Source organism: Larkinella rosea, from assembly GCF_003858635.1.
Classification (GTDB): Bacteria; Bacteroidota; Bacteroidia; order Cytophagales; family Spirosomataceae; genus Larkinella; species Larkinella rosea.
Genome location: NZ_RQJO01000007.1, coordinates 1,573,634 through 1,589,624, shown reverse-complemented (window position 1 = coordinate 1,589,624; position 15,991 = coordinate 1,573,634). Strand labels below are relative to the sequence as shown.

At 49.0% G+C, this 15,991-nt stretch carries 10 protein-coding genes; 6 read left to right on the top strand and 4 right to left on the bottom strand.

Translation table 11 applies throughout. From position 1 onward, the window contains the following. Positions 1-72: 72 nt before the first annotated feature. Together EHT25_RS06715 and EHT25_RS06710 are read left to right on the top strand one after the other, a co-directional pair. Positions 73-3,822, top strand: coding sequence for a CotH kinase family protein (locus EHT25_RS06715; protein ID WP_124872553.1), 3,750 nt, complete (start codon positions 73-75; stop codon positions 3,820-3,822). A 228-nt stretch (positions 3,823-4,050) separates the two neighbouring features. Beyond that, positions 4,051-7,020, top strand: coding sequence for a CotH kinase family protein (locus EHT25_RS06710; RefSeq protein ID WP_124872551.1), 2,970 nt, complete (start codon positions 4,051-4,053; stop codon positions 7,018-7,020). A gap of 35 nt (positions 7,021-7,055) precedes the next feature. Here EHT25_RS06710 and EHT25_RS06705 read toward each other — a convergent pair whose 3' ends face one another. Beyond that, positions 7,056-8,294: an ABC transporter permease gene (locus EHT25_RS06705; RefSeq protein ID WP_124872549.1), complete on the bottom strand. Its 1,239-nt coding sequence runs from the start codon at positions 8,292-8,294 to the stop codon at positions 7,056-7,058. A gap of 142 nt (positions 8,295-8,436) precedes the next feature. Between EHT25_RS06705 and EHT25_RS06700 the strand changes: the two genes are divergently transcribed. From EHT25_RS06700 to guaA, 3 genes are all read left to right on the top strand, one after another. Next, positions 8,437-9,663: an exo-beta-N-acetylmuramidase NamZ family protein gene (locus EHT25_RS06700; protein ID WP_124872547.1), complete on the top strand. Its 1,227-nt coding sequence runs from the start codon at positions 8,437-8,439 to the stop codon at positions 9,661-9,663. Between the two features lie 153 nt (positions 9,664-9,816). Beyond that, positions 9,817-12,297 (top strand): sialate O-acetylesterase, encoded by a 2,481-nt coding sequence (locus tag EHT25_RS06695; protein WP_124872545.1) that lies wholly within the window; start codon positions 9,817-9,819, stop codon positions 12,295-12,297. Between the two features lie 126 nt (positions 12,298-12,423). After that, the gene (guaA, locus tag EHT25_RS06690) at positions 12,424-13,956 is read left to right on the top strand and encodes a glutamine-hydrolyzing GMP synthase (RefSeq protein ID WP_124872543.1); all 1,533 of its coding nucleotides are present in this window, start codon (positions 12,424-12,426) and stop codon (positions 13,954-13,956) included. 70 nt (positions 13,957-14,026) lie between these two features. Here the strand turns inward: guaA and EHT25_RS06685 are convergent, their stop codons facing one another. Continuing rightward, complete coding sequence (locus EHT25_RS06685) at positions 14,027-14,224, bottom strand: hypothetical protein (RefSeq protein WP_124872541.1); 198 nt, start codon at positions 14,222-14,224, stop codon at positions 14,027-14,029. An 11-nt stretch (positions 14,225-14,235) separates the two neighbouring features. Further along, the gene (locus EHT25_RS32600) at positions 14,236-14,481 is read right to left on the bottom strand and encodes a hypothetical protein (protein WP_185731293.1); all 246 of its coding nucleotides are present in this window, start codon (positions 14,479-14,481) and stop codon (positions 14,236-14,238) included. A 98-nt stretch (positions 14,482-14,579) separates the two neighbouring features. Between EHT25_RS32600 and EHT25_RS06675 the strand changes: the two genes are divergently transcribed. Beyond that, positions 14,580-15,383, top strand: a complete 804-nt coding sequence (locus EHT25_RS06675; RefSeq protein ID WP_229311451.1) for an alpha/beta fold hydrolase — start codon at positions 14,580-14,582, stop codon at positions 15,381-15,383. A 3-nt stretch (positions 15,384-15,386) separates the two neighbouring features. Here the strand turns inward: EHT25_RS06675 and EHT25_RS06670 are convergent, their stop codons facing one another. After that, positions 15,387-15,956 carry a hypothetical protein gene (locus EHT25_RS06670; protein ID WP_124872537.1) on the bottom strand — a complete coding sequence of 190 codons (570 nt, stop codon included), beginning with the start codon at positions 15,954-15,956 and terminating at the stop codon, positions 15,387-15,389. Positions 15,957-15,991 lie beyond the last annotated feature (35 nt).

The window sequence follows — 15,991 nt, the reverse complement described above, 5'->3', positions numbered from 1 at the left end:
TTAAACAAACCGCCTGACTTTAATTCTAGGATAATTCCCGATAATAGAAAGTGCGTTAAACCTCTGTCAACTATGAACACTTTATTGACACATTGTAAGCCCATAACCGGCTGGCTGCTCGGTCTGTTTCTGGTGAGCTTTATTAGTGTGAGTGCACAAACAATTGTAATTTCAGCAGGCGACTATCAGGTCGATCACGGATTGAAACTGATCGTATGTAATAAAATACCGGTAATTCCGGGCAGTGCATCAACGCTGACGTTGGTATTTGATAAAAGCTATTCCTATGTAAGCGCGGGAGCGGCCTTTCAAATTGGGAAAGAATATACCCTCGGAAGCGTCTCTGGTAGCTATAAACTATATTTTACCACTTTCCCGATCATTCGTTTGAGCACGAATGGGGTAGCCATCAGTGAGGATGATAACCGAACCAAAGGCACGGTTTCGGTCGCGAATCCCGCCGGGAGTGTGTTCAGTTCCAGTATGGGAATCCGGGTACGGGGCAACACATCACGTTTAAATCCCAAGAAGTCGTATAATATGGAGCTTTGGAAAGATGGAAGTGGTAACGAAGAATTTGAAACGTCATTACTGGGCATGCGACAGGATAGTAAGTGGCTGTTGCTGGCGATGTACAGTGAGCCAATGCGGGTAAATAATGTCGCTTCGTGGGCGATCTGGTTAAAAATGCACCAGCTCTATTATATGGGTCAGGAGCCGGAGGCATTGCCCGGAATCAGGACCCGGTATTGCGATGTCTTTATAAACAATTCCTATAACGGGGTCTATATCATGACGGAAGATCTGGATCGGAAACAGCTTAAGCTGAAGAAGACAAAAGATAATGGCGATATGCGGGGCGAATTGTATAAGTCGGGAGCCAAAACCGATGCCGCGTTTTTTACGAGTGTATTCAACAAAAACAACCTGCCGCCTTACGATAATACGTCGGCAACCTGGTGCGGGTATGAAATGGATTATCCCAAATTGCCGTACTGGAATAGTTTATATGCATTAGCCACTTTTATCAATAAATCGCCGGATGCTGACTTTAAAAATGAGATTAAAACGAAATTCCGGCTCGATAATGTGATCGATTGTTTCTTGTTCTTGAATTCAATCGGCGCAACGGACGATAATTTTGGAAATAACCAATTCATTGGCCGGTACAAAGAAAACGAGCCCTATATTCTCCTGCCGTGGGACTTCGATGTCAGCTTTGGTAACGTAAATGGCGTAATGACAAACGTGGCAGAAAACGTTCGGATGAATGGTTTTTACTACCGGTTATTGACGCTCAATCCAGACGGTTTTAAGAGTCGGATGCGGAAAAGATGGTTTGCCTTGAGACAGGGCGAATTGGCAACGGCAAATTTTAAAAAGAATCTGACCGATAACATCACACTGCTCACCAATGAAGGGGCCTACAAGCGGGAGGAATTGAGATGGCCGTCAACGATGCGGTTGGCCGACCAGAATCCGGTCATGACCTGGATCGATAACCGAATGGCATTTCTGGATCAGTATTTTGGGGAATTTCCGGAAGAAGACCCCTCCGCAGTGGCGGTTACGTTGGCGAGTTTTACCGGACAAGCGGTTGCAGGCGAAAAACAGTTGCAGTGGAAAACCAGTTTGGAAAAAGACGCCAGCCGGTTTGAAATTGAGTTTAGCACCAACGGTTTGTCGTTTTCAAAAGTGGGTCAGGTAGCCGCAACGGGAAACAGTTCCAGTGAAAAAACATACCCATTTACGCATTCGGATGCGTCGACGGTGGCTTATTACCGATTAAAAATTGTCAATAAGGACGAATTGTATAAATACAGCGAAGTGGTTTTGATCGGAAGTTGCCTCTCGCCACCAGCACCCCCGAGCCTGACAGCCAGCCTGACCGCTGTTAATACCGGACAAAGTACGGTTTTGAAAGCAACGGGTTGCGCCAGCACTGTATTGTGGAATTCGGGCCAGACCGGCACTCAGCTAACCGTCAGCCCAACCACAACGACAACCTACCAGGCTCGCTGTCGGTCGGCGATCGGATGCGAAAGCGCCTTTTCGCAACCCATGACCATCAATGTGAATGTGCCGACAGCGCTCGACGGTTATTTGTCGAGCGCCAACTGCACTGTTATTTCGGGTTGGGCCTGGGATGGCAACAAACCCAACAAACCGGTTGTCGTGGAGATACTCGAAGGGCAGAATGTGATCTCATTGATCGTTGCGGATATTTTCCGGACCGATCTGAAATCCGCCGGAAAGGGCAACGGACTGCACGCTTACGCGTTTGAGCCGCCCAGAAGTTTATACGATAATAAACCGCACGTTCTTTCCGCCCGGGTGCAGGGCAGCACGTTTGTGTTGAAACAGGCGCCTAAAACCGTGACCTGCCCGAATGTGAATGTTGCCCCATTGGCCCCGACGCTTGTACCTCTATCAGCGACCGTCAACGCGGCTTTCTCCTGGACATTGCCGATGTTTTTCGATCAGGAATACGGTTCCGTTTTCTACAGCCTGGCCGGTTTACCCCATGGATTGTCATTTGAACCCATCACCCGCAAGATTACCGGAATACCAACCGTTAGCGGTACATTTAGCCTGACCTATTCGGCCAATGACGGTAACCTGACTACACCTGTTCAGGTTACACTGATCATCAGCGATTCCGCTGGTACGGGTAGTAACCAACCTCCCCAGGCTCCCGCTATGGCACCGCTTTCGGCCACGGTCAATGCCGTTTTTTCAACTACGCTTCCTCCCTTCACCGACACGGACCCCATGACGTATAGCCTGAGTGGTTTGCCAAATGAGCTGAAATTTACGGCAGCTTCGCGGTCGATTAGCGGAAAGCCCACTGTGAGCGGCACGTTCAGCCTGACATATACGGCCAATGATGGCTTAGTGAGCACTTCCGTGTATGTTTCGCTGACCGTCAGCAATTCGGCAGTAACCAACCAACCCCCGCTGCCACCATCTACTTCACCCTTGTCGGCCACGGTCAACACGGTTTTTTCTGCTGCATTGCCGCCGTTTATCGACACGGATCCGTTGACTTATGATTTGACGGGATTGCCGAACGGTTTGAGTTTTGCGAAGGCCAGCCGCACGTTATCGGGAACACCGACCACGAGCGGAACTTTTAGCCTGACGTATACGGCCAATGACGGACAAGTCACTACACCGGTTTATATTTCACTGGTAGTCAGTAATTCGGCCACCCTATCGGCTCCAACGTCGGTGACCGGTAATTTTGAGGGGTACCTTGACAAGGTGGAATGCGGGACGATCCGGGGGTGGGTCTGGGATCGTAACAAACCCAATACAGTACTGACGGTGGAATTTTTTGCGAATAATCAATCGATTGGTACGGCGAATGCCGACATTTTCCGCCAGGATTTGGTTTCCGCCGGGAAAGGCAACGGCTATCACGTCTACAGTTTTCCGACACCTTCCAGCGTCAAAACCGGGGCTACGTTCCAGATCAGCGCCAAGGTTCAGAACAGCACTTTTGTATTGAGCTGGGCTCCCAAACCGCTCAGTTGTCCGGCGGGAAGTCGGTTGAATGGAGACGATGAGTCCGGCAATGAGTTGACGGTTTGGCCTAATCCGACGGATGGCAACTTTGAAATCGGGTATCGGCTCGACGGTGGAAAACCGGGTGAGCTGGTGATTCTGGATGTGCTGGGCCGGAGTTGGTTCCGGAAGACCGTAGAAGGCGAGGGCGTGCTGCGCGAGAAAGTCTCGCTGGTAGGCGCCAACGGTTTTTTCCTGATCCAGTTGCGGCAGAAAAACAGCATACAAAGTAAAAAAATCAGTATAGGAAAGTGAGATCGGATATTACGAAGAAGTAATTTGATTCGTATAAAAAACGGGGCTGGAAATTTCCAGCCCCGTTTTTTATAGGCACTTATTTACGAAGTAATTGAATAAAATATGCCGAATGATAATTCATTAATAGATATATATTCTTCTTATACTTATTATCATACATTTGTGTTTACTGCCTTTACATTAAGCGGTGATCGACTATGAATTTATCTGTTAACCCTAAATGATATGAAAACAAAAATTACGCTTTTAAGGAACATGCGGGATGTCTTCAATCGGGTGCATTACCTGATTTATTTTATAGGAATGACAAACGTATATGCTCAATCGATTGCCATTGATCAGGGGCGATTCCAAATTGATAAATCAACCAAAATCATTGTCTGTAACCAACTCCCCGGATCATCGGGAGAAACGCCTTCAAAAATCCTGTTTGATCAGCAGGAATATGCCCTTTCCGGGATCACGACCCCCTTTGAAATCGGAAAAAAATACAGCACTACAAAAGACGGTATTACGTATGCACTGTTTTTTACGAATCTGCCAATTATCCGAATCAATACAAACAATGCGAAAATCAGCGAAAACGACGATCTGACCCGGGGCTCGATTTCGATTAGCCAGTCATCTGGTGAGATCTTTACGTCAAATATGGGGGTAAAAGTGCGGGGAGCTACGTCGCGTTTATATCCCAAAAAATCCTACAAAATAGAGCTTTCGACTGATGCGGCCGGGGCGGAATCCCGGGATGCTTCACTACTGGGCATGCGCGAAGACAGTGAATGGTTGTTGCTGGCGATGTACAATGAACCGATGCGGATTTCAAACGTTACTTCGCACGCTCTTTGGATAAAAATGCATACGTTATACTATGCGAATAAAGAACCGGATGCCGTGTCGGGTATCCGAACCCGGTATGCGGATGTGTTTACAAATGATTCATACCTAGGGGTTTATGCCTTTTCCGAAGACATGGATCGCAAGCAGCTTAAACTGAAAAAGACGGCAGATAATGGGCAAATCAGGGGCGAATTATACAAGGCAGATGGCTGGTCAAACGCAACGTCATACGCAACTCCTCTGCCTGCTTTTAACGGTGGAAATGGACAGGACTGGTCTGGTTATGAGATGAAACTTCCCAAAGATCCTTACAATTGGAATAACCTTTATGATTATCTGAAGTTCATTGTTAATTCTTCGGTTGAAACATTTAATGCTTCAATTAAAAACTGGGTTGTTATGGATAATATCGTCGATTATTATCTGTTTTTGAACCTGGTACGCGCGACGGATAACACCGGCAAGAATGTATTTCTGGCCCGGTATAAAGAAAATGAGCCATATTTTCTCATTCCCTGGGATCTGGATGGTACATTGGGATATCAGTTTAATGCCGTTAAAATTCCGACAACCAACGATATGTTGACGAACGGATTATTTAACCGTTTGCTGAATCGAAATGCCGACGGCATAAATTACAAACTTAGAAAACGGTGGTTCGAATTGCGGAAAAATGTATTAACTACGGCAAATCTCAAAAAATATTTGTCTGATAACTATACTCTTTTGCAGAGCGAAGGCGTGTATGAGCGGGAGAAAATGAAATGGTCATCTTCGGTGGATAATGGGGCGCTAGCTTATATGCAGAACTGGGTTGACCAGCGGGCCGCCTACATGGATCATTTTTTCGCATCTATTCCGGAAGAGGGAGCTCCGATTGACAATCTGGAAGGGTTTTTGTCCGGTGCCGACTGCTCCTCTTTCCGCGGGTGGGTTTGGAATAAAACGATGCCCAACACACCGCTCGTGGTTGAGTTTTTTGAAGGATATACGGTGGTGGGAGAGAAAACCGCCGAGACCTTTCGGCAGGATTTGAAGGATGCCGGGAAAGGAAATGGATCGCACGGGTACACCTTTTCAACGCCCGACTTTCTGAAGGACGGAAAACCGCACTACATCAGTGCCCGCGTGAAAGGAACGGGCTATGTGTTGAAAGAATCCTTTAAAACAATCAACTGCCCCGGAAACGGCACGGGTACTCCGCCACCATCAAATCCTGCACCGGTTGCGCCCGCTATTTCTCCCTTGTCAGCCACAATCAATTCCGGTTTTGAAACCACGCTTCCCGTATTTACCGATACCGATCCATTGACGTACAACCTCACGGGTTTGCCAAACGGGTTGGGCTTTGCGGCCGATACGCGACTTATTTCGGGTTCACCGTCGGTAAGCGGCACGTTTAGCCTGACCTATTCGGCCAATGATGGCCAGTCCACAACGTCCGCTTTTATTTCGCTGGTGGTGAGCAATACCGGCGTTACCAACACCGCTCCGGAGGCACCGGTTGTTGCTCCGTTGTCGGCCACCGTCAATACCGCTTTTTCGACGACGCTCCCGGTATTTACCGACAGCGATCCATTAACGTACTCGATCAGCACCTTGCCAGGCGGCTTAAGTTTCACGTCGGGGTCCCGACTGCTGGCCGGTACACCCACCGTCAGCGGCACCTTCAGTCTGACCTATGCGGCTGAAGATAACCAGGCTGCGAGTAATTTTGTAGTCGTGACACTCACCATCAGCCCGGCCAGTTCAGAGCCACCGGTTGTGGTAACGGGCAATTTTGAAGGGTATCTGGACAAAGTGGAATGCGGTACGATTCGGGGCTGGGTCTGGGATCGTAACAAACCCAATACGCCCATGATGGTGGAGTTTTTCGCCAACGGCACTTCCATCGGAACCGCTAATGCGAACATTTTCCGCCAGGATTTGAAAGATGCCGGGAAAGGTAACGGGTCCCACGTATATAATTTTCCGACACCTTCCAGTGTCAAAACCGGGACTACGTTCCAGATCAGTGCCAAAGTTCAGAACAGCAATTATACGCTGAGCTGGTCACCCAAACCGCTGAATTGTCCATCGGGCAGCCGCTTGAGTGCGGAAGGTGAATCCGGTTATGAGCTGACAGTTTGGCCCAATCCGACGGATGGGAATTTCGAAATTGGCTATCGGCTGGAAGGCGGAAAACCGGGTGAGTTATCGATTCTGGATGCTGCGGGGCGGGGTTGGTTCCGGAAAACCGTAGAAGGAGAGGGCGTGCAGCGCCAAAAAGTCTCGCTGGTGGGCGCCAACGGTTTTTTCCTGATTCAATTGCGGCAGGGAAATTCGATTCAATCAAAAAAAATCAGCATTGGAAAGTAAAGGCGTGCAGAAAATAGAAGGCGCCGAAACGCCTTCTATTTCTTGAATATAAGGGCTTTAATGGGTTGAATCCTTGTGGCTACCAGTGTGGGCAACCACATTACCAGGCCGATCAGGGTGATGGCGGCCAGATTGACCAGACCGATAATCGGGAAACTCCAGGCGATGGGAACCGTATTCATGTAGTAATTTTTGGGATCGAGTGGAATCAGTTCGAAATAATACTGAACCGCGCACAAACCGATTCCGATCAGATTGCCAATCACCAGGCCTTTGATCACCATATTCAGTCCGACGTACAGAAACACGCGCCGGATCAGCGAATTAGGACTACCAAACGCCTTTAATAAGCCGATCATGGGCGTCCGTTCCATCATTAGTACCAGCAGAATTGCTACCATATTAAAACCGGCGACGAAAAGAATCAACACCAGAAAAATGCCGGTATTCTGATCCAGCAACGTCATCCAGTCAAACAGCGGTTTATAGGTATCCGTCACGCGCATGGGCCGCATGTCGGGAGAAGCCGCATCGCGAACCCCCCGGTAGGCTTCGTTGAGCTGGTTAAAATCCTTGACAAAGATTTCGTATCCCCCCACCGAATCTGCTCCCCAGTTATTGAGTTGCTGAATGAGTCGTAAGTCGCCGATAATCATAACGTTATCACCTTCTTCAAGGCCCGTGTCGTAAATGCCCGAGACCTGCAATTTGCGGGGACGCAACGTGTTGCCGATAAAATACATGATCACATCCTTGCCGACGTCGAGCTGAAGCCGCTCCGAAATTCGCTTGCTAATCAGGATTTGGCATGAATAATTCGGGTTGCACTGGGAACTATCTTTGAAAAACTGCGGAACGTTCCCGGCTACCAGCGCACTCCGGAACAGATCCCAATCGTATTCCCGGCCAACACCTTTCAATATCGCTCCTGATAACTCGTCGGCGGTTTTGAGCATCCCGGCTTTGGTGGCAACTGCCTGAATATGCCGAATTCCGTTGATTTTGTCTGCCTGTTCAAAAAGTGGGGTTTTTACTGGCAGGGGCGTTTCTTCGTACGAATTATTCAGCGAAAATTTAGAGACGGTGATGTGGGAACCGAATGCGAAAATTTTTTGCTCGATGCCCTGTTTGTAGCCCAGCAAAACCGCAAAGGCAATGATGATGCTGGCCAACCCGATGGCAATACTGGCAATTCCAACTTTGGTGACGGTCGCCGAAAAACTCGATGTAGGGGTGTGACGGATGCGCCGTGCAATAAAAAACGGAACGTTCAAGCGAAATGGATTTAGTGGTCGGTTGGTTGAATCAGCAAACCGGTTTATATTAATTAACTGAAAAACGCAGAACCGGGAGATTGTTTTGTATAAAATACCACATAAAAGTAACAGATTTGCACTATAAATGATCAAACGACTAATGACTTCATCCGTAAAATTGCTCGTTGCTACCTGTTTTTTGAGCCTGGCCGGAATTTCGATCAGCTGTTCGGCACAAACCGGCCGAAAGCCCGCCAGCGCATCGACCCCCGAAACCGTTCGCACCGGAGCCGAACAAATGAACCTGTATTTGCCGTCGCTGCTCGGAAAACGGGTGGGAATGATCGTCAATCATACGTCGGTTATTGGCAAAACCCATCTGGTAGACAGTTTGTTGTCGCGGGGCGTCACGATCAAAACCATTTTTGCTCCCGAACACGGATTTCGGGGACAGGCCACGGATGGCGAAACGATCAGCAATGGGCGTGACCCCAAAAGCGGGGTGCCGATTATCTCGCTGTATGGCGCCAATCGTAAACCAACCGTGGCCCAGCTCGACTCGCTCGACGTGATCGTTTTCGATATTCAGGATGTGGGAACCCGGTTTTACACCTACATCAGCACGATGCATTACGCGATGGAAGCCTGCGCTGAAAACAAAAAACCGTTCGTCGTGCTCGATCGGCCCAACCCGAACGGCAAGTACGTCGACGGCCCTATTTTGAACCCGCAATTCAAATCATTTGTGGGGATGCACCCCATTCCGATTCTCCACGGTTTAACGGTGGGCGAACTGGCGCGGATGATCAACGGCGAGAAATGGCTCAAAAAACCGGATACGGCTAAAGCTGATTTACGTTGCCCATTGACCGTTATTCCCGTAAAAGATTATAACCATCAGGTTGCCTACACCCTGCCGGTAGCGCCTTCTCCCAACCTGCCGAATCAGCAGTCGATACTGCTTTACCCGACGCTTTGCCTGTTTGAGGGTACGATTGTCAGCGTGGGGCGTGGAACCGACAAACAGTTTCAGGTCATTGGCGGACCCGGTAATCCGAAGTTCGGATCATACCAGTTTACGCCGGTCGACAAACCGGGGGCGATTAATCCTCCGCAGGAAGGAAAGCTGTGTTACGGCCTGGATCTGTCGGCCGTCGATGCCACAAATCAGGGTTTAAAACTCAATTACCTGATTGATTTTTACAAAAAAGCCGTCGATAAAGAGCACTTCTTTCTGGCTACCAACTATATTTTTAGACTGTACGGAAACGATCAACTGCCGAATCAGCTCAAATTGGGTTTGACGGAAGAAGCCATTCGGAAAACCTGGGAGCCGGGTTTGAGCCAGTATAAGGAGATGCGAAAAAAGTACCTGATTTACCCGTAAATCCGGTGATCGACCAGCGGATTTATTCGTGTTTGTTCAGGTTTAGAATTAACATTGTAACCGAATAATAAAACATAGTAATATTTATTCGTCAAAAAGTAGCATAAACCGTTAAAAGCCTGAATTTTACGCACGTACTTTGAACGTGTATACATGAGAAAAAAATCTACTGGTTTCTGGTGGGTATTATTACTTCTATGCCCCTATTTTTCATTTGCTCAAGTTAGCGTTAAGTGGCAGAAGTGGCCCGCTAATCTTCAACTTTATCCCCGTGATAATCAGAACAAGTCGGAGGTGCCCATTGTCGGGCAATTACAGACCACCAAATACTCCACCGCGTCGGTTTGGGTGTTCAAAAACGATGTGAAATGGAAATACCAGCGGGTTGCGGTTTCCAAAAACGGTAATCAATCACAAATCCAGTTCAATCCCACCATCGAAGCCGGTTTGAATCAGTATAAATTCATGGTGTACGCCATCGAAGGAAAAGATTCTGTGTTGGTGGATAGCCGGGATAATATTGTTTGCGGAGATATTATTCTGTGTAATGGACAATCCAATTTAACCGGTTATAACCCCAACGACTATTTTTATCGGAACAATTTCGTTCGGGCATTCGGAAATAGCGCGGGTGCGAAACCCGACACAATCTGGCGGTTATCCAATGTTCAGGACGGCCAGGTGGGACGCATCGCGACTGAAATCCAGCGCCTTATTCTTGAAAATTTCAATATGCCGACCTGTATGATCAACGGATCAGTGGGCGGAACATCCATCAAAAGTCACATCTACCGCAACCCCGCGAATCCGGCGGATCACACGACCTTATACGGCCGACTCCTCTATTGGGCCCAAAAAGCCGGTGCCATTGGCCGAATAAAGGCGTTTATCTGGCGGCAGGGCGAAAACGAAGCCGGTGGCGGTTCAACCATAGGTTATGAAGATGATATTCGAACCTTGTTTGGAAACTGGCAGAACGACTATCCCAATATCGGGAAATACTATGTTGCCCAGGTGAATTTATTACCGGATGGGAATAAGGGCGCTGCTCAACTGCGTGATTTTCAGCGCCGAACTCCTCAGATTTTCCCACGAACGGAAGCCATTGCAACCGTGGGTCTTCCGGCCTACGGCGGGGTTCATTACGGCCCGGAAGGACAAATTCAGTTTGCGAAGGAAGTCTTCCGATTACTGGCGCGGGATTTCTACCAATCAAGCGATGTCAGCAATGTTTCATCCCCCAATATTCAAAAGGCGTATTACAAAACCGCCGATAAGAAAGAAGTCGTACTGGAGTTTGAACCAGGTGCGACGATGGTTTGGAAGCAGGACACCGTTGTAAGCGGTGTGTTGCGGGATATTCGGGATTTTATTTATTTCGATTACAACAACGTCCAGCAGGAGCGGGTTATTGCCAGCGGATCGGCGGAGGGAAACCGCATTACTTTGAAACTGACAAAACCGGTTTCGGCATCCACCATTACGTATTTACCCAACAATTTTGCAACCCCCTTTGGCGGGCCTTTCCTGGTAAACAGACGCGGAATGCGGGCCCTTACGTTTCATAAAGTGACACTGGAAGCCGCTTCAACGACCCCTCCAACGGAAAATCCGCCGGTTGAAAATCCGCCGACGAATCCTTCGCCCAACCCGCCCGGAACGAATTATGGCGGAAGTCTGGATGGCGTAAGCTGTGGAAATATCTGGGGCTGGGTGTACAATGTCAGTTCGCCGAATGCGCCCATTACGGTGGAGTTTTTAGCTAATAATGTCGTGGTTGGCAGCATTGTCGCATCTAATTTCCGTCAGGATTTGAAGAATGCCGGTAAAGGAAATGGCGAGCATGGGTTCAATTTTACCCCTCCGGCTTCCATTAAAAACGGCTTGAATCAGGAAATTAAGGCTCGGGTTGTGGGTACGACGTATTTCCTGCCGGGAGGTCCGAAAAATATGACCTGTGCCAATACCGGTACGCCCGTTCCGCCCGTCGAAAATCCCCCGACGAATCCGCCGACGAATCCTTCGCCCAATCCACCGGGAACGAATTACGGCGGAAATCTGGATGGCGTAAGCTGTGGGAACATCTGGGGCTGGGTGTATAATGTCGATGCTCCCAATGCGCCGATTACGGTGGAGTTTTTAGCCAATAATGTCGTGGTTGGCTCGATCAAAGCCGCTAATTTCCGTCAGGATTTGAAGAACGCCAATAAAGGAAATGGGGAGCACGGATTTAATTATACGCCACCGTCTACGGTTAAAAATGGTCAGAATCAATCCATTCGGGTGCGGGTTGTGGGTACGGGTTACTTCCTGCCGGGTAGTCCGAAAAATATGACATGTCCGAATAATACCCGGACAAACGCGGAAGCACCCGAAGTCAATCTGGCGGTTACGGTGTATCCGAACCCAACGGCTGGACGATTGAACATACGGTTGTTCATTCCTGAAAAGCAAACCGCTTTCTTGCGAATGCTTGATGTTTCCGGTCGAGTGGTGTGGCAACAAACCGTACTGGGTCTGGGTAAAATCCATGACGAGGTCGTTGAGGTGCCGAATACGGTTTTGCAGTCCGTTCTGATTTCTGCCGAAATAGGGAATGCATCAGCGGTTAAAAAAGTGCTCATTAGCCGATAAATTCGGTTCGGACCAGCAGCCGACTGTGCGGCTGCTGGTCCGAATTTTGAATAGAAATACCGGATTCAAGCGTTAAAGTTGTCAGTTTCCTAAAAACACCCTAATTTTGGTTTTTAGAATCGTATCATGACAACCGAACAAATTCTGATCCTCGATTTCGGTTCGCAATACACCCAACTCATTGCCCGCCGGGTGCGCGAACTCAACGTTTACTGCGAAATTCACCCCTACAATCACATTCCAAAGATAAGCCCCGACGTTAAGGGTATTATTCTATCCGGAAGTCCCTGCTCGGTCCGGGATGCCGATGCACCCATGGTTCATCTGGCGGCCTTTCGTCATAAACTACCCATCCTTGGCGTTTGCTACGGAGCCCAATTGATGGCACACACCAGCGGGGGCGAAGTAAAACCGTCGACCATTCGTGAATATGGCCGGGCTAAACTGAGTACGGTGAACACGGAGAATCCGCTGCTGAAGGGGCTGGAAACCAATACACAGGTCTGGATGTCGCACGCGGATACCATCACGTCGGTGCCCGACAATTTTCAGATCATTGCCTCTACCGAAACCGTTCGGGTTGCGGCTTTTCAGATTGCCAACGAACAAACCTACGGCATTCAGTTTCACCCGGAAGTAACGCATTCGACACAGGGGAAAACCGTATTAAAAAACTTTGTGGTCGACATCTGCGGTTGTTCGCAGAACTGGACCGCCGAGTCGTTCGTGGAAACGACCATTGCTTCCCTGAAAGAGAAAATCGGCAGCGACAAGGTCGTCATGGCCCTCTCGGGTGGCGTGGATTCGTCGGTGGCAGCTACGCTCGTTCATCGGGCAATTGGCCAGAACCTCTACTGTATTTTTGTCGATAACGGACTACTTCGGAAAGACGAATTTGAGCAGGTGCTGGAATCGTACCGGCACCTGGGATTAAATATCAAAGGCGTTGATGCCAAAGATCAGTTTTATTCGGCCCTTACCGGTTTGACTGATCCGGAAGCCAAACGCAAAGCCATTGGCCGGACCTTCATTGAGGTCTTCGATCAGGAATCGCACCTGATTGAAGACGTAGACTGGCTGGGACAGGGCACAATTTATCCCGACGTTATCGAATCGGTTTCGGTGAAAGGTCCATCAGCCACCATCAAATCCCACCACAATGTCGGCGGTTTGCCCGATTTTATGAAGCTGAAGATTGTCGAACCGTTGAATACGTTGTTCAAGGATGAAGTTCGGACGGTTGGCAAGGCCCTCGGTTTACCCGATACCATCCTGAAACGTCACCCGTTCCCCGGCCCCGGTTTGGCCATTCGAATTCTGGGCGATATTACCGCCGAAAAAGTGCAGATTTTGCAGGAAGTTGATGCGTTATACATCAACGGTTTGAAAAAATACGGGTTGTACGATCAGGTTTGGCAGGCCGGAGCCATTTTGCTGCCAATTCAATCCGTCGGCGTCATGGGCGACGAACGGACGTACGAACGCGTCGTGGCTCTGCGGGCCGTTACCAGCGTCGATGGCATGACCGCCGACTGGGCGCACCTGCCCTACGAATTCCTCGCGGACATTTCGAATGAAATCATCAACCGCGTCAAAGGCGTCAACCGCGTCGTCTACGACATCTCCTCCAAACCGCCCGCAACCATTGAGTGGGAGTAAAATAAGAATGCTGGATAATGAACGATGGATGGCTTAATACCATGATTCATCGTTCATTATCCAGCATCCATCATTCTTCACTAGAGAGTCCGTCTTCTTCATCCGCTTCGTCAAACAAAGTCGTTTCGGTCAGGTCGGGATCGGGGCTGGGGAGGTTGCCGGATGGGCTGATGCCCGGTTCCAGTTCTTCACCAGTGCCCGAATCATGGCGAGCCATGGTGGATGCAATGCCCTGGTTTTCGTCTTCAGCTGGGTTATACGTTTCCATGCGGTTTTGAGTTAAGTGCCACTGCGGGTTACTTTGCCGCCGAGGGCATAGTTGTCGTCCTGATGGTGATCGTGCTCGCCGGTTGGATCGCCGTCTTCGTCCAGCGGCTCATCGTACAGGTCTTCCTCCTCCTCGATTTCGTCCAGTTCGTCTTCATCTCCATCCTCCATTGCCGCTCCGCTCTGGTTTTTGAAGATGCCGGGGTTCATATGCGAAATCCGGAAGTCAGTCAACAATTCTTCCATTTCCGTTTTCATAATTTCCGTATTCACAATCTTTAGTCCGTGAATAGCTAAATAACCAATCCAGCCGGGAAAGGTTTTTTTACTAACTTACCAGCCTGAACACCTTAACCGTGAAAAAACTTCTCGCTTTTCTCCTGCTGGCGCTGCCGGGAATCGCTTCGGCGCAAACCGCCCGCGAACCACTTTTTACTTCATTCGATGGGACCAACATCCACTATGAAGTGGCTGGTGAAGGAAAACCGGTGGTGCTCGTCCACGGTTTTATGGGCAATGGAACATCCTGGCAAAAATCGGTCCTGCGCCAAACCCTGCTCGATGCCGGTTACAAAGTGGTTCAACTGGATTTGCGCGGAAACGGCTTGTCGGATAAACCGCATACCGTCGAAGCGTACCGGAATGATGCCGAAGCCAAAGACATCATGGGGTTGATGAAGCACCTGAAGCTGAAGAACTACGATGCCGTCGGCTATTCCCGCGGATCGATCATCACGGCGCGGCTGCTGGTGTTGGATAAAAACCTGCGCTCGGCGGTTTTGGGCGGAATGGGCGCCGACTTTACGAATCCGAACTGGTCGCGCCGAATGGCCTTTGCCGAATTGTTCAGTGGCAAAGCCCACCTGCACCCCGAGTTTCAGGGCGCGCTGAATTCGGCCAAAACCCGCGGATTGGACACGCTCGCGCTCGGGTTTCAGCAACAGACCCAGCCGTCGACCAGCCCGGCAGAACTAAGCAAAGTGAAAATACCGGTTTTGATTATTTCCGGTGATCAGGATGAGGACAATGGCCGCGCCGGTGATCTGGCAAAATTACTGCCGAATTCAACCTTGAAAACCGTACCGGGCAATCACGGCAATACCTCCGGATCGGAAGGTTTCGCCCGGGAAGTGCTGGCGTTTTTGAAGTCGGCGAAATAAGAACTATTCTCTTGATCCGATGTCCAGAAAATAACCGGTTATTGCGTTCCCAAGGATACTAGGGCCAATGAACCCCCAGAAAAAAGTAAATCTATCCCCAACAGAATAGGGAAATGGGGTGAAATAATAGAGAACTAAAAATGCTCCCATCCAGCCAATTGCCGCCAGGCTATTGCCGAAAATCCACCATCCAAACCGCCATTGCGGGAATATCAACATCAATACGATTTCGGCTGGCATTTGGCTTATGTAAAATGAAAGAATGTATAGGGTGACATTTTTTACATAGGAATAATCAGGCGGAACCCCTAGATAAGTAATTACAGGACTAAATATTTTGCAGGCAATAAGGTAGCAAAAGATTGAGCCCAGAAGCCACGCCCACCACCAACCGGAATGCTCAGACAAAGGATGGAAGCGAATTGAGATGAATTGGGCGGCTACGAGTAAGATCGGGAAATAGTAAATTAATCCTTCACCAGCAATACACAAACCATACATCAGGATTGGGAGAATTACCCACATCCTGTACCATTTTTGGCTTACCAAGTCAATAATTTTGTTATTTTTCATATTGTATTTTCAGAAAATAATGAAAATTATAGTTA

Excerpts from the sequence above, each read along its gene's own strand:
- EHT25_RS06670 (WP_124872537.1), bottom strand. The coding sequence starts at position 15,956 with ATGAAAAATAACAAAATTATTGACTTGGTAAGCCAAAAATGGTACAGG.
- EHT25_RS06700 (WP_124872547.1), top strand. The coding sequence starts at position 8,437 with ATGACTTCATCCGTAAAATTGCTCGTTGCTACCTGTTTTTTGAGCCTG.
- EHT25_RS32600 (WP_185731293.1), bottom strand. The coding sequence starts at position 14,481 with ATGAAAACGGAAATGGAAGAATTGTTGACTGACTTCCGGATTTCGCAT.
- EHT25_RS06685 (WP_124872541.1), bottom strand. The coding sequence starts at position 14,224 with ATGGAAACGTATAACCCAGCTGAAGACGAAAACCAGGGCATTGCATCC.
- guaA (WP_124872543.1), top strand. The coding sequence starts at position 12,424 with ATGACAACCGAACAAATTCTGATCCTCGATTTCGGTTCGCAATACACC.
- EHT25_RS06695 (WP_124872545.1), top strand. The coding sequence starts at position 9,817 with ATGAGAAAAAAATCTACTGGTTTCTGGTGGGTATTATTACTTCTATGC.
- EHT25_RS06710 (WP_124872551.1), top strand. The coding sequence starts at position 4,051 with ATGAAAACAAAAATTACGCTTTTAAGGAACATGCGGGATGTCTTCAAT.
- EHT25_RS06715 (WP_124872553.1), top strand. The coding sequence starts at position 73 with ATGAACACTTTATTGACACATTGTAAGCCCATAACCGGCTGGCTGCTC.